The organism is Micromonospora tulbaghiae (assembly GCF_900091605.1).
In the GTDB taxonomy this organism is placed as follows: domain Bacteria; phylum Actinomycetota; class Actinomycetes; order Mycobacteriales; family Micromonosporaceae; genus Micromonospora; species Micromonospora tulbaghiae.
Map to the genome: position 1 here is coordinate 309,811 of NZ_FMCQ01000004.1, position 13,334 is coordinate 323,144.

Consider the following 13,334-nt stretch of genomic DNA (forward strand, 5'->3'; position numbering starts at 1 on the left):
TCAGGCCGGGACCGGCTGCCGTGCCGGGGCGCTCTTGGCCTTCTGGGCGTACGTGTCGACGTACTCGCGGCCGGACAGCTCCATCAGCTCGTACATGATCTCGTCGGTGACCGCCCGCTCGACGAACCGGTCGCCGGCCATCCCGGCGTAGCGGGAGAAGTCGAGCGGCGGCCCGAAGCGGATCCGCACCCGGCCCAGGTTCGGGACGATCTGGCCGGTGGGCTGGATCGCGTCGGAGTTGAGCATGGCCATCGGCACGACCGGGGCGCCGCTCTCCAGCGCCAGTCGCGCCACGCCGGTCTTGCCCCGGTAGAGCCGGCCGTCCGGCGACCGGGTGCCCTCCGGGTAGATCCCGGCGATGCCACCGGCGCGCAGCACCGAGAGCTGGGTGTCGAGGGCGGCCCGGGCGGCCCGCCCACCGGAGCGGTCGACCGGGATCGTGCCGGAGCCGACGAAGAACATCTTGGTGAGCCGGCCCTTGAGGCCCTTACCGGTGAAGTATTCGGCTTTCGCGATGAAGGTGACTTTTCGCTTGACGATCAGCGGCGTGAAGATCGAATCCGAGAAGGAGAGGTGGTTGCTGGCCAGGATCACCGGGCCGGTCTCCGGAACGTGCTCCAGTCCCTCGACCTGCGGGCGGAAGATCAACCTCAGCAGTGGGCCGAGAACGACGTACTTCAGCAGCCAGTACAGCACCGGCGTCCTTCCCGTGTCGGTGGCGGCAGACGGGTCGCCGCGTGGCCCCGCGGGCGCCGGCGGCGCCCTCGGGAGTCCGGGAAGAGGGTACGAACGACGAGCGGCACGCCACAACGCACTCCCGGAACCGGGCTCCGGCGTGTCACGATTCAGGGCACGGGCAGCGAACGGCGAAGGGGGTGTCCGGTGTCAGGGGGCGGGCCCCGTCGGGGACGACGGGACAACGGGCTCGACGCGGCCGAGTACGCGGTCGCGGGCGACGTCGATCCACGCGTCGGCGAGCACCTGCTCGACGTGCTCGCCGCCGGTGGCATCGCGGCCTACCTCCAGCCCTCGGCCGACCTGAACCCGGTGACCCGCACCACCACCGTCCCGGCCCGCCCGGTCGACCGGCTCTACGTCGACAGGTCGCACCTGACCACCGCCCGGGACTACCTCACCCAGCTCGCCGACGAGGGCGGCGGCGACCAGCAGCGCGCCGACGAGCCGGACATCGAGGCCGAGTGGGCGAAGATCGTCGCCGGTTTCCACACCGCGCCGAGCGCCGGCACTCACCCCTGGCCCGCCGCCGAGGACGTGGACGACCCGCCCGCGCCGGGCGCCGCCGCCGGCAGCCGCGCCGAGGAGCCGGCCGGCCCGACCGCCACCGACGTGCGCCGGCTGCCGTACGCGGCCGACATCTCCGGCGTCTCGCTGAGCCGGGACCGGCACGACGAGCCCTCGCTGCTGGACGGCCTGGACACGTTCGGCAACAACCTGCCCGACGAGGCGTCGGACGAGGAGCACTACACCCCGCCCCCGCCGCCCCCGCTGCCCCGCTTCTCCAAGTACGCGGTGCTCGGCGTGGCCTGTATCGTGCTCGGCTTCCTGCTGTTCCTGTCCCCCACCGTGGTGTCGCTGGTCGACCCGTCGGTGGTCACGCTGCTCGGCTTCACCGGCATCCTGGCCGGCTTCGTGATGCTGATCTGGCGGCTGCGCCCGGGCGACCGGGACGACCACGACCCGGACGACGGCGCCGTCGTCTGACACCGCGTCCCCGGCGCCGCCCGGATGGCGGGACGCCGCCCGCCCTGGGCGAGGGCGTAACAAGCGTGTAACTTACAGTCAGTAGGAATAGGCCGAACGTCACGTCCCGCACCGGCTGTCCGGCTTGCGTCTCCTTCCGGGTCGCCGGTCCCCTGCTGAGCGGAATGCCCGAGATGCGACAGAGCCCCCTCGTGGTGGTGGCCAACCGCCTCCCCATCGACGACAGCGTGGCGCCGGACGGCGCCTTCGAGTGGCGCCGCAGCCCCGGCGGCCTGGTGAGCGCCCTGCACCCGCTGCTACGGCACACACCCGCGACCTGGGTGGGCTGGGCCGGCGGCACCGGTCCCGCGCCCGAACTGCCGGACGTGGACGGCGTCCGGATGCACACCGTGCCGCTGAGCGCCGAGGACGTCCGCGACCACTACGAGGGCTTCGCCAACGCCACCCTCTGGCCGCTCTACCACGACGCCGTCGAGCAGCCGGAGTACCACCGCCGCTGGTGGGAGGCGTACCAGCGGGTCAACCAGCGTTTCGCCGAGGCCGCGGCCCAGGTGGCCGAGCCCGGCGGCCTGGTCTGGGTGCAGGACTACCACCTCCATCTGGTGCCCGGACTGCTCCGCGAGCTGCGCCCGGACCTGCGGATCGGGTTCTTCCTGCACGTGCCGTTCCCGCCGCCGGAACTGTTCATGCAGCTGCCCCGCCGGGCCGAACTGCTGCGCGGCATGCTCGGCGCCGACCTGGTCGGCTTCCAGCGCGCCCAGGCCGCGCACAACTTCGCCCAGCTCGCCACCAAGGTGCTCGGCCTGCCCGCCACCGACCGGCGGATCGGCGTGGACGGCCGGGTGGTGCGCATCGGCGCCTTCCCGGTCGCCATCGACACCGCCGAGATGTCCGCGCTCGCCGCCCGCCCCGAGGTCGCCGAGCGGGCCCACCGGCTGCGGCAGGATCTCGGCCGGCCCGAGCAGGTGATCCTCAGCGTCGACCGGATGGACTACACCAAGGGCATCGAGCAGCGCCTCAAGGCGTACCGAGAGCTGCTCGCCAACGGCGACATCAAGGTCCGCGACACGGTGCTGATCCAGGTGGCGGTGCCGAGCCGTGACCGGGTGGCGCAGTACCAGATCCTGCGCGACCGGGTGGAGCACCAGGTCGGCCGGATCAACGGCGAGTTCGGCCGGGTCGGCGAGCCGGCGATCCACTACCTCACCCAGCCGTTCGACCGCGCCGAACTGGTCGCGCTCTACCGGGTCGCGGACGTCATGGCGGTGACGCCGCTGCGCGACGGCATGAACCTGGTCGCGAAGGAGTACGTGGCGGCCCGGGTCGACGGCACCGGCGCGCTGCTGCTGAGCGAGTTCGCCGGCGCCGCCTCCGAACTGGAGCAGGCGTACCTGGTCAACCCGCACGACCTCGACGGCCTCAAGCAGGGCTTGCTGGCCGCGCTGCGCGCCGGCCCGGAGGACGTCGCGGCCCGGATGCGCGCGATGCGCGAACACCTGGCCCACAACGACATCCACGCCTGGGCGGCGTCCTACCTCAGCGCGCTGGAGGAGAGCGGAACGCTGGTCGGCCGCCGCCCCGCCACCCGGTGACCGGTGTCCCGGCGCTCACCCGAGTGCGGGCGCCGGGTCCTTGTCCAGCCAGTCCAGGATCGCGTCGATCGGCTCGCGCCAGCGGGCGTCGAGCATCAGGTCGTGCCCCATGCCGGGGAACAGCAGCGGCGCCGAGGCGTACCGCCGGGCGGCGCTGGTCAGCGCCGTTGCCGGCAGCACCCGGTCGTCCGGGCTGCCGAGCACCAGCACCGGTGGGCGGCCCACCGCCGGCTCCGGCGACCGGCCGGTCAGCAGCTGCCACTGCGCCCGCCGCCCGGCCCGGCCCAGCCGGGCCAGGTGCCGCCGCGCGTCGGCGTCCGGCAGTTCCCGGCTGAACAACTGCCGCCGGTTGAGCCGCAGCCCGGCGCCGAAGACCGCCGGCACCGTGCCGACCGGGTTGCGCCGCAACGCCGTCCCGAACGTCCCCCAGCCGCCGAGCACCGGCGCCACCAGCACCGCGGCCCGCGCCGGGTAGCGGGCCATCGCGTGCGCCACGACCCGGGCGCCGGCGCCGTGTCCCACCAGCACCGCCTGCCGCGGCAGGCTCGCCGCCACCTGCGTCACGTCATGGGTGTACGACCGCAGCGTCGCCTCCGGCGCCGGCTCGCTGTCGCCGTGCCCGCGCAGGCTCAGCGCGTACGCCGGGAAGCCGCGACCGGCGGCGTGCCCCAGCCAGTGCTCGGCGAACGCCCACGCGCCGTGCCCGAACCCGGGCACGAACAGCAGCGGCGGCTTCGCCTCGTCCCGCTCCGGCACGGCGGCGAGCACCTCTCGGCGGGCGGGCCGCTCCGGCCGGGCCCACTCCCAGGACCGGACCACCCGCACCCGCTCGGCCGTCACCGTGCCCGCCTTTCGTTCGCGACTGCGGGACTCCGCTGCGCTACGTTCCTCGCGCTCACCGTGCCCGCCTTTCGTTCGCGACTGCGGGACTCCGCTGCGCTGCGTTCCTCGCGCTCACCGGGTGCCCTCCTCCAGCTCGTGCAGCGCCCGCTGGAGCGCGCGCAGGTAGTCGGCGTGCCCGACCTCGAACCAGTGCCGGGTGCTGTCCTTGACCTTCGCCGAGTACCGCTCGCCGAGGCCGGCGCGGACCTTGCGGTCGAACGCGGCGGCCCGGTCCGGCCGGGTGGCGCGCAGCGTGAGCAGCCGGGCGAACAGCACGCTCTGCCAGTGCGAGATCGGGAAGATGCCGGAGTCCGGCTGCACCAGGCCGACCACGGCGAGCGTGGGATGACCGGCGGTGAACGCGTTGAGCCACAACCGGGGCCGCCCGGATCCGTCCTCGTCGCCGAGCACCTGCCCCTTGAGGAACTCGAAGCGCGGCAGGTAGCCGGTGGCGAAGACGACGAGTTCCGGGTCGATCCGGCGGCCGTCGGTCAGCTCCACCGCGCGGTCGTCGAAGCGGGCCACGTCCGGCACCGGTGTGACCTCGCCGTGGCCGACGTAGTAGACGAGCTGACTGTTGGCGATCGGGTGCGTCTCGTAGACCCGGTGGTCCGGCTCGGGCATGCCGAACCGGGTCAGGTCACCGACGGTCAGCCGCAGCGTCCAGTGGTAGAGCCACTGCCGTACGCGCAACGGCACCCGCAGCGCCAGCAGCGTGTCGTTGACCTGGTCGGCGGGGCGGCCGAGGACGTACTTCGGGGCGTACCAGTAGCCGCGGCGGGTGGAGTGCCAGCAGTGCGACGCCTGCTGGGCCGCCTCCACCGCGATGTCGCAGCCGGTGTTGCCGGCCCCGACCACGAGCACCCGCTTGCCGCGCAACTGCGCCGGGTCCTTGTAGGACGAGGCGTGCATGACCTCGCCGCGGAACTCCTCCAGCCCTTCGTAGCGGGGCAGCTTGGGCGACCAGTTGTGGCCGTTGGCGAGCACCACCGCGGCGTACCGGGAGGTGCGCTCGGGGCCGTAGCCGCCGGTGCTGCGCGTGGTCACGTCCCAACGGTCCCCCTCGACCGGCTCGACACGGACCACCTCGGTGCCGAACCAGACGTGCTGGCGCAGGTCGAAGTGGTCGGCGTACCGCTCGAAGTAGGACAGCAGCTGGCTGTGGTGCGGGTAGTCCGGCCAGTCGTCCGGCATCGGGAAGTCGGGGAACTGGGTGAACGGCCGGGACGAGATCAGGTGGGTGCTGGCGTACACCGGGCTGCGGTCGTGCCGCCAGTTCCAGGCGCCGCCGACGCCCGTCTCCCGCTCGTAGCAGTCCACGCCGAAGCCGGCCTCGCGCAGGTTCTTCACGGCGGTCAGGCCGCTGGCGCCGGCGCCGATGACGCAGACCGTTTCGCCCCGGTCGGAGACCGGGCGGTCGTCGCGGATCGGGACGTCCGTCCGGTCCGGATCGGGGCGGCCGGGGTCGGTGGAGGAGGACACCGCGAATTCTCCTTTGTGCGGCACGCGTGCCGGGTCGGAGCGAAATCCTGCCGAGAATGCCCGCCGTTGTCCAGCCACCGGATCCGGCGCCGCGCCCACCCGTCCGGTCCCCCTGACACAGCGTCACGCAGGGCCGGTCACCGAGCGTGGCTGGACCGGCCGCCCCGGAGGCGCACCCTCGTGTGCCCTTTGCTCTGCCGCCACGGACGCAGCACCGCCGCGGGCTGCGCTTTTGTCTCGCGGCCGTCCGGCCGGGACGCGGCCCGCCGGTCACGGCGGGTAGCTGATGCACATATGGCGGCAGAGCAAAGGCGGCGAGGGGATGGTCCTTCCGGCCGGCGGGCACCTGACCGTGTGTCACGGCCCCAGGCGGGCGTGACGCCGGTGGACCGCCGGGTCCGGGTACTCCCCCGGCGGTCCGCTCCGGTCAGGCGGTGGGCAGCAGCAGGTCGACCAGGACCGGGAAGTGGTCACTGGCCCGGCGGGCCGCCGGCGTGTCCACCACGTCGTAGTCGACCACTGCGATCCGGGGGTCGACGAACAGCGCGTCGATGCGGCGGCGCGGGTCGGAGCAAGAGAACGTGAGCCGGTCGGCCCGGTCGGCGGCGAGCGCCGTGTCGGTGAGCCCTTCGGCGAGCGTCTGCCAGGCCGGCCCGTCCGGGCCCTCGTTGATGTCCGCGCCGGCCACCACCGGTAGCGTGGACGCGGCCAGCTCCCGCTTGAACGCCGCCGCCTGGGCCGGACGCTCGGCCGGGTCGGTGGACAGGTGCGAGCCGGCCAGCAGCACGTCGACGCCGCCGACGCGGCACTGCGCGTACGCGGCGCCGCGCATGTGCCGTCCCGGCGTCAGCGGGTACCGCTGGCACCTGGTGTCGACGACCCGCACGCGCAGGCTGGTCAGCAGCACGTTGCCCAGCGACGGCAGGCCACCGGCGGCCACGACCATGCCGAACGACTCGGCCAGCGCGGCGGTCTTCTGCCGCCACCGGAACCGGCGCGGCCCCTCCTGGACGATCACCACGTCCGGCGCCGCCGTCCGGACCACCTCGGCCAGCGCGGCGGTGTCGTCGCGCTGGCTGTGGATGTTGTACGACACCACCCGCAGCGGCACACCCGCATCCGTCATGTCAGATCCGCCGGGCCAGGTCGGCGGCGCCGATGACGCCCGCGGTGTTGCCCAGCTCGGCCGGGCGCACCTCGGCGACGGGCAGGCGGCTGCGCTGGGCCAGCGCGTCGGCGAACGACCGCCGGGTCGGGCCGAGCAGCAGGTCACCGGCGTCGATCACGCCGCCGCCCACCACCAGCACCTGCGGGTCGAGGATCTGCGCCATGTCGGCGAGGCTCGTGCCGAGCCAGCGGCCGACCTGGGCGAACGACTCGGTGGAGACCGGGTCGCCGCCCTTGGCCGCAGCGGTCACCATCGGGCCGGTGATCGTCTCGGCCTCGCCCCCGGCCAGCTCCAGCAGCGCGGTCGCCCGGTGCGGCTCCTGCCGGGCGGCGGCGCGGGCGAAGCGGACCAGGGCGCTGCCGCTGGCGTACTGCTCGATGCACCCCAGCCGGCCGCAGCCGCACTGGTGGCCGTCCGGCACCGTGAGCATGTGGCCCAGCTCGGCGGCGATGCCGTTGGCGCCACGGACCAGGTCACCGCCGAGCACGATGCCGCCGCCGACACCCGTGCCGATGGTGAACATGACCATCGAGTCGTCGGCGTCGCGGGCCGCGCCGTAGCGGAACTCCGCCCAGGCGGCCACGTTCCCGTCGTTCTCCACGATCACCGGCAGGCCGGTGGCGTCGCCGACGTACGTCCGCAGCGGCTCGTCACGCCAGGCCAGGTTCGGGGCGAACAGCACGGTGGAGCGGGAGGCGTCGATCCAGCCGGCGGCGCCGATGCCGACCGCTTCCACGGCGTGACCGGCGGCCAGTTCGGTGACCACCTCGATGATGACGTCGCGGGTCTTGGCCACGTCGTCGGCGGGGGTGTCCCGTCGCGTCTGCACGAGTACCGTGCCGGCGTCGTCCACGACACCGCCGGCCACCTTCGTGCCACCGACGTCGACTCCGATGGTCAGCGTCACCGCTGCCACTCCCCTCTGCTGTGCTGCCCGGGGACCGGCCGAACCGGCCGTACGGTCCCGGGATGTCCGGTGGTCAGGCCCCGTCGCCTGGTGCGTCCTCGCCCACCTCTCCGGACGCCCGCGAGGCGGGCACCACGGGACGGCCGGCCGGTGGCCGGCTCGTCGCCGGCTCCGGCGGCCCGGCGGCGTCGGCGGCGGCACCCGAATCGGCAGCGCCCTCCCCCCGGGTGGCGGCGGACCACACGTCCTGCTCGGGTGCCGGCTGAGAATCATGCCCGGTACGGGTCGCCTCGCGCCACACGTGGTCCCCGGATCCGTCCGGCGCGGCGGCGGCGCCGTCGGCGGGGCGCTCCGGTTCGGCCGGGGTGAAGGCGCGCAGCAGGCTGGCCACCCCGGCCGCCAGGTCCCCGGCGCCGGTGGCGAGCCGCTCGGCGAATTCCGGACTCGGATCCCGCAACGCGGCGATACCGCGACAGACGGGGCACACACAGCATTCCGGCGAGCCGGTGGCGAAACCGGCGGGCGCGGGCGCCTGCGGAGCAGGTCCGGCGCCCGGCGGGGTGTGACCGAGGACACCGGAGAGGATCCCACCGAGCGGACCCCAGGCACCGGAGCCCGGTGCGGCGGCGGCCATCTTCGCGCCGGCGAGCAGTGTGGCGACGAGGCGCTCGGCCTCTTCCCGGGCCGAACCCGGATCAGTGGTGCCCATGGTTCGGCTCCTCCAGCGTGACTACCGGGACGACGGTCGGGTCTCCTGCGCCGCACCGGGTGCTTCTACCCGGCGCTTGAGCTGCTTCAACGCCGCGTCCATGATCATTTTCTCGGCCTTGCGGCGGAACATGCCGAGCATCGCCACGGACAGCTCCACCTCGAGGGTGTAGGTCACCGTGGTCGTCCCGTCCGGGTTGCCCGCCAGGTCGTACGACCCGCGCTGGGAGCGCTGCATCTTCGACGGGGCGACCAGGTGCCATTCGATCCGGGAGATGTCCTCGGCGTACTCGTAGGCCAGCACGTACTCGTCGGCCATCACGCCCGCGTCGAGGGTGAACCGGACCTGGCTGGCGTAGCCGTCCTCGTACTCCTCGATCACCTCGGCCCGGCGTACCGCCTCGGCCCACTCGGGATAACTCGGGAAGTCGCAGATGACGGCCGCCACCCGGTCCGGTGACGCGCCGATGATGATCGACTGGGTGGAGGAGTCCGCCATGGGGGGAGGCTACCCGGCCGACTCCCGGCCGGTCCCGCTCCACCCGCCGGACGGCGTCCCACCAGCCGGGCGGGCAACCTCCCTGGCAGACCCCCCGGGGTGTGCGGGTAGGTTTCGACAGAGCCGACCAGGCCGGCCCCGCCGGTAGAGCACGAGGGAGTGCAGGTGCGCGAGTTCTCCGTCCCGCCGATCGTCACCGTCGGCGACGCGGCCAACCTGACCGACCCGGTCTGGGAAAACGCCGAGGTCGCCCCGGACACCGTGCAGTTCGTCCGCCCCGCCGCGGGGACGGACGCGCGCGAGGATGTCACCTGCCGCCAGTTCCGCGACGAGGTCGTGGCGGTGGCACAGGGCCTGATCGCGGCCGGCGTCTCCCCCGGCGACCGGGTCGGCCTGATGAGCCGCACCCGCTACGAGTGGACGCTGCTCGACTACGCGATCTGGGCGGCCGGCGCGGTGACCGTGCCGATCTACGAGACCTCCAGCGCCGAGCAGGCCGCCTGGATCCTCGGCGACTCCGGCGCCGTCGCCGTCGTGGTGGAGAGCACCGCGCACGCCACCATGGTCGCCGGCGTCCGCGACCGGCTGCCCGAGCTGCGCGAGGTCTGGCAGATCGACCTGGGCGCGGTCGACGACCTGGTCGCCGCCGGCGCGTCGGTCGACCGGGCCGAGGTGGAGACCCGCCGCTCGCTGTCGAAGGCCGACGACGTCGCCACGATCATCTACACCAGCGGCACCACCGGCCGGCCCAAGGGCTGCGTGCTGACCCACCGCAACATCTACTCCGACATCGCCAACGCGGTGCCGGTGCTGCCGAACCTGTTCCGCCAGGGCGCCTCCACCCTGCTGTTCCTGCCGCTCGCGCACGCCTTCGCCCGGCTCATCCAGGTCGGCGTGGTGCACGCCCGGGCCACCATGGCGCACTGCGCGGACCCCAAGAACCTGGTCGCCGAACTCCAGGACTTCAAGCCGACGTTCGTGCTCTCCGTACCCCGGGTCTTCGAGAAGGTCTACAACGGCGCGCGGCAGAAGGCCGAGGCCGAGGGGAAGGGCAAGATCTTCGACCGCGCGGAGAAGGTCGCCATCGCGTGGAGCGAGGCCCAGGAGCTGCCCGGCGGCCCCGGCCTGGGCCTGCGCGCGCAGCACGCCCTCTTCGACAAGCTGGTCTACCGCAAGCTGCGGGCGGCGATGGGCGGCCGGTGCCGCGACGCCATCTCCGGCGGCGCGCCGCTGGGCGCGCGGCTCGGGCACTTCTTCCGCGGCGTCGGGGTGACCATCTGCGAGGGCTACGGCCTCACCGAGACCTCGCCGGCCGCCGCCGCCAACCTGCCCACCGGCACCCGGATCGGCACTGTCGGCCGCCCGCTGCCCGGCGTCACCATCCGGATCGACGACGACGGCGAGGTCCTGATCGCCGGCGACATCGTCTTCCAGGGCTACTGGCACAACGACGCGGCCACCGCCGAGGCGATCACCACCGACGGCTGGTTCCGCACCGGCGACCTCGGGAATCTCGACGAGGACGGCTACCTGAGCATCACCGGCCGGAAGAAGGAGATCATCGTGACCGCCGGCGGCAAGAACGTCGCCCCGGCGGTGCTGGAGGACCAGGTACGGGCGCACCCGCTGATCAGCCAGTGCGTGGTGGTCGGCGACCGGCAGCCGTTCATCGCCGCCCTGGTCACCATCGACGAGGAGGCGCTGCCGAAGTGGCTGGCCGGGCAGGGGCGCCCGGAGACCACGAGCATCGCTGAGCTGCGCGAGGACGCGGCGCTGCGCGCCGAGGTGCAGTCCGCGGTCGACCAGGCCAACCAGGCGGTCTCCAAGGCCGAGGCGATCAAGGTGTTCCGGATCCTGCCGCAGGACTTCACCGAGACCACCGGTGAGCTGACCCCGTCGCTCAAGGTCAAGCGTCAGGTCGTGCACAAGACGTACGCCTCGGAGATCGCCGAGATCTACCGCGGCTGACTACCATCCGTCACGTGCCCGCCTCCACATCCCGCCAGCCGTCGACACAGCCGCTCGCGGCGGCGGCTCGCGCGGTCCTCCTCGCGCTGGTCGCCACCCTGACCCTGTTCGCCACCCGCGACGCCGCCCAGCTCTGGTGGATCGCGCTGCTGGGCGTCGCTGGCCTGCCCGCCGTGCTCGCCCCACAACACCGGTTGCTCGCACCGATCAGCCGCTTCGCCGAGGTGGTGGTGCTCGGGCTGGCCGCCAGCCAGGTCGCCGCCGACACCCATCTGTCCGGCGTGACCGGCGGGCTGGGCGCCTCGGCGGTGCTGCCGTACCTCGCCGTGCCGGTCACCGTGACCGCGCTGAGCCGCCGGTTCCGCGAGGGCGCCGCGTTGCTCGCCGTGGCGGCGGCGACACTGCTGGCCAGCGCCGCGTTCACGCAGGTCGACGGCGGGCCACAGCTCGGCCAGGTCGGCTACCTCGCGGTCTGCGCCCAGTGGCTGATCCTGGCCGGTCTCGGCCTCTACACCGCGGGCACGCTCCAGCGCGTCATGCGGGTGCGCGGCGAGGGCAAACCCCAGCCGTACGCCGAGGCGACCCGCCTGCTCACCCAGCTGCGTACCGTCGCCCGCCAGCTGCCCGGCGCCACCCTGGACCCGGGCGGCATCTCCGAGCACCTGCTGGAGGAGCTGCGGGTGGTGGCCAAGACCGACCGGGGCGCGGTGCTGTCCGCCAGCGGCGGCGGCCGGCTCGTGGTGCTCGCGCAGATCGGCGCGGACCGGGTCGACTGGGAGACCACGCTCGACGCCGACTCGGCCATCGCCGACGCCTGGGCCACCCAGCAGCCGACCGTCTCGGCCCGCTCGCAGGCCCGGTCCCGGCACTCCGGCGAGGTCTCCGCGCTGATCGTCCCGCTGGTGGCGGGCGTACGCACGGTCGGCCTGGTGGTGATCGAGGCGGACACCGCCGCCGCGTACCCGCCGCCGGTGGTGTCCCGGGTGACGGCGCTGACCGGCCCGGCGGCGCTGCGGCTGGAGGCCGCGCTGCTCTTCGACGAGGTGCGCTCGCTGGCGACGAACGAGGAACGGCAGCGGCTGGCCCGGGAGATCCACGACGGGGTCGCCCAGGAACTGGTCATGGTCGGGTACGGCATCGACAACGCGCTGGCCACCGTGCACGAGGACGCCGAGGAGACCGCCGACTCGCTGCGTACGCTGCGCCAGGAGGTCACCCGGGTGATCACCGAGCTGCGGCTGAGCCTGTTCGAGCTGCGCAGCGAGGTGGACCGCCACGGCGGCCTGGCCGCCGCCATCGCCGAGTACGCCCGCACCGTCGGCGCCTCCGGCGGCCTGCGGGTGCACCTGTCGCTGGACGAGTCCACCGCCCGGCTGCCGGCCGCCACCGAGGCCGAGTTGCTGCGCATCGCACAGGAGGCGGTGACCAACGCGCGCAAGCACGCCGGCGCGTCGAACCTGTGGGTCACGTGCGAGGTGGATCCCCCGTACACCCGAATCGAAGTGTCGGATGACGGTCACGGCATCGGTGACCAGCGCCCGGACGGGCACTATGGCCTTGCGATCATGGCCGAGAGGGCGGAACGTATCCGAGGCCGGTTGGAGATCAGGCCGCGACAGCCTAGTGGGACGACTGTGGCGGTGGTGCTCGGTTCGTCGCCCCGGCGCGATAAGGTGCGCGGCAGCGCCGCAGCAGCAGAAGGGGAGTAACCCGAGGATGACCAGCAGTCCGACACCGGCCACCCGTACCAAGGTTCTCCTGGTCGACGATCACGACCTCATCCGCAAAGGGCTGCGTCACGCGTTCGAGCGCGACCGCCAGTTCGAGGTCGTGGGCGAGGCGGCGACCGCGGCGGAGGGCGTGCGCCAGGCCGGCGCGCTCCAGCCCGACGTGGTGATCATGGACCTCCGTCTGCCCGACGGCAGCGGCCTGGAGGCCACCCGCGCCCTACGCAAGTCCAGCGCGTCGATGGGCATCGTCGTGCTGACCATGTACGCCGGCGACGACCAGCTCTTCGGCGCCCTGGAGGCGGGCGCGAGCGCGTTCGTGCCGAAGACCGCCCCGGCCGACGAGGTGGTGGCCGCGGCCCGGCACGCCGCCTCCTCCCCCAGCGCGTTCACCGCGGCCGACCTGGCCGAGGCGATGAAGCGCCGGCTGGCACCGTCCGGCCCGCAGCTGTCCCCCCGTGAGGGCCAGGTGCTGCGGCTGCTCGCCGACGGCATGAGCGTGGCCGGCATCGCCAAGCAGCTGTTCGTCAGCGAGTCGACCGCCAAGACCCACATCTCGAAGCTCTACGAGAAGCTGGGCGCGGCCAACCGGGCGCAGGCCCTGATGACCGCGCTGCGGCTGGGGCTGCTGGAGGCCCCGGACGCCCCGAAGTTCTGAAGGCGTACCGCCGGAAGAGGC

Annotated in this window: 12 protein-coding genes; 5 read left to right on the forward strand and 7 right to left on the reverse strand. The window is 73.5% G+C overall.

Translation table 11 applies throughout. The annotated features are described in order from the left end of the window. The gene (locus GA0070562_RS14165) at positions 1-696 is read right to left on the reverse strand and encodes a lysophospholipid acyltransferase family protein (RefSeq protein WP_091420960.1); all 696 of its coding nucleotides are present in this window, start codon (positions 694-696) and stop codon (positions 1-3) included. 186 nt (positions 697-882) lie between these two features. Here GA0070562_RS14165 and GA0070562_RS14170 point away from each other — a divergent pair, with 186 nt between their 5' ends. Continuing rightward, entirely contained in the window at positions 883-1,722 is an 840-nt protein-coding gene (locus tag GA0070562_RS14170) for a DUF308 domain-containing protein (protein ID WP_091420963.1), read from the forward strand. A gap of 173 nt (positions 1,723-1,895) precedes the next feature. Beyond that, the gene (locus tag GA0070562_RS14175) at positions 1,896-3,314 is read left to right on the forward strand and encodes an alpha,alpha-trehalose-phosphate synthase (UDP-forming) (protein ID WP_091421981.1); all 1,419 of its coding nucleotides are present in this window, start codon (positions 1,896-1,898) and stop codon (positions 3,312-3,314) included. 15 nt (positions 3,315-3,329) lie between these two features. On the opposite strand, the gene GA0070562_RS14180 is transcribed toward GA0070562_RS14175, so the two are convergent. From GA0070562_RS14180 to GA0070562_RS14205, 6 genes are all read right to left on the reverse strand, one after another. Beyond that, complete coding sequence (locus GA0070562_RS14180; RefSeq protein WP_091420967.1) at positions 3,330-4,154, reverse strand: alpha/beta hydrolase; 825 nt, start codon at positions 4,152-4,154, stop codon at positions 3,330-3,332. A gap of 114 nt (positions 4,155-4,268) precedes the next feature. Then, a complete protein-coding gene (locus GA0070562_RS14185) occupies positions 4,269-5,678 on the reverse strand; it encodes a flavin-containing monooxygenase (protein WP_091420972.1) in 1,410 nt (469 codons plus the stop codon). A 427-nt stretch (positions 5,679-6,105) separates the two neighbouring features. Beyond that, positions 6,106-6,804 carry an endonuclease/exonuclease/phosphatase family protein gene (locus GA0070562_RS14190; RefSeq protein WP_091420975.1) on the reverse strand — a complete coding sequence of 233 codons (699 nt, stop codon included), beginning with the start codon at positions 6,802-6,804 and terminating at the stop codon, positions 6,106-6,108. Between the two features lies 1 nt (position 6,805). Next, positions 6,806-7,753 carry an ROK family glucokinase gene (locus tag GA0070562_RS14195; protein WP_091421984.1) on the reverse strand — a complete coding sequence of 316 codons (948 nt, stop codon included), beginning with the start codon at positions 7,751-7,753 and terminating at the stop codon, positions 6,806-6,808. A gap of 73 nt (positions 7,754-7,826) precedes the next feature. Further along, positions 7,827-8,462: a hypothetical protein gene (locus tag GA0070562_RS14200; protein WP_091420978.1), complete on the reverse strand. Its 636-nt coding sequence runs from the start codon at positions 8,460-8,462 to the stop codon at positions 7,827-7,829. 21 nt (positions 8,463-8,483) lie between these two features. After that, positions 8,484-8,960: an SRPBCC family protein gene (locus GA0070562_RS14205; RefSeq protein ID WP_091420982.1), complete on the reverse strand. Its 477-nt coding sequence runs from the start codon at positions 8,958-8,960 to the stop codon at positions 8,484-8,486. A 165-nt stretch (positions 8,961-9,125) separates the two neighbouring features. Here GA0070562_RS14205 and GA0070562_RS14210 point away from each other — a divergent pair, with 165 nt between their 5' ends. The 3 genes from GA0070562_RS14210 to GA0070562_RS14220 are packed head-to-tail and all read left to right on the forward strand — an operon-like array spanning position 9,126 to position 13,313. Further along, positions 9,126-10,928, forward strand: coding sequence for an AMP-dependent synthetase/ligase (locus GA0070562_RS14210; protein ID WP_091421988.1), 1,803 nt, complete (start codon positions 9,126-9,128; stop codon positions 10,926-10,928). Between the two features lie 14 nt (positions 10,929-10,942). Further along, a complete protein-coding gene (locus GA0070562_RS14215; protein WP_091420985.1) occupies positions 10,943-12,637 on the forward strand; it encodes a sensor histidine kinase in 1,695 nt (564 codons plus the stop codon). Between the two features lie 7 nt (positions 12,638-12,644). After that, entirely contained in the window at positions 12,645-13,313 is a 669-nt protein-coding gene (locus GA0070562_RS14220) for a response regulator transcription factor (RefSeq protein WP_013287678.1), read from the forward strand. Positions 13,314-13,334 lie beyond the last annotated feature (21 nt).

What these genes read in the sequence shown, in the direction of transcription:
- GA0070562_RS14200 (WP_091420978.1), bottom strand. Translation starts at nt 8,462, where the DNA reads ATGGGCACCACTGATCCGGGTTCGGCCCGGGAAGAGGCCGAGCGCCTC.
- GA0070562_RS14190 (WP_091420975.1), bottom strand. Translation starts at nt 6,804, where the DNA reads ATGACGGATGCGGGTGTGCCGCTGCGGGTGGTGTCGTACAACATCCAC.
- GA0070562_RS14205 (WP_091420982.1), bottom strand. Translation starts at nt 8,960, where the DNA reads ATGGCGGACTCCTCCACCCAGTCGATCATCATCGGCGCGTCACCGGAC.
- GA0070562_RS14175 (WP_091421981.1), top strand. Translation starts at nt 1,896, where the DNA reads ATGCGACAGAGCCCCCTCGTGGTGGTGGCCAACCGCCTCCCCATCGAC.
- GA0070562_RS14220 (WP_013287678.1), top strand. Translation starts at nt 12,645, where the DNA reads ATGACCAGCAGTCCGACACCGGCCACCCGTACCAAGGTTCTCCTGGTC.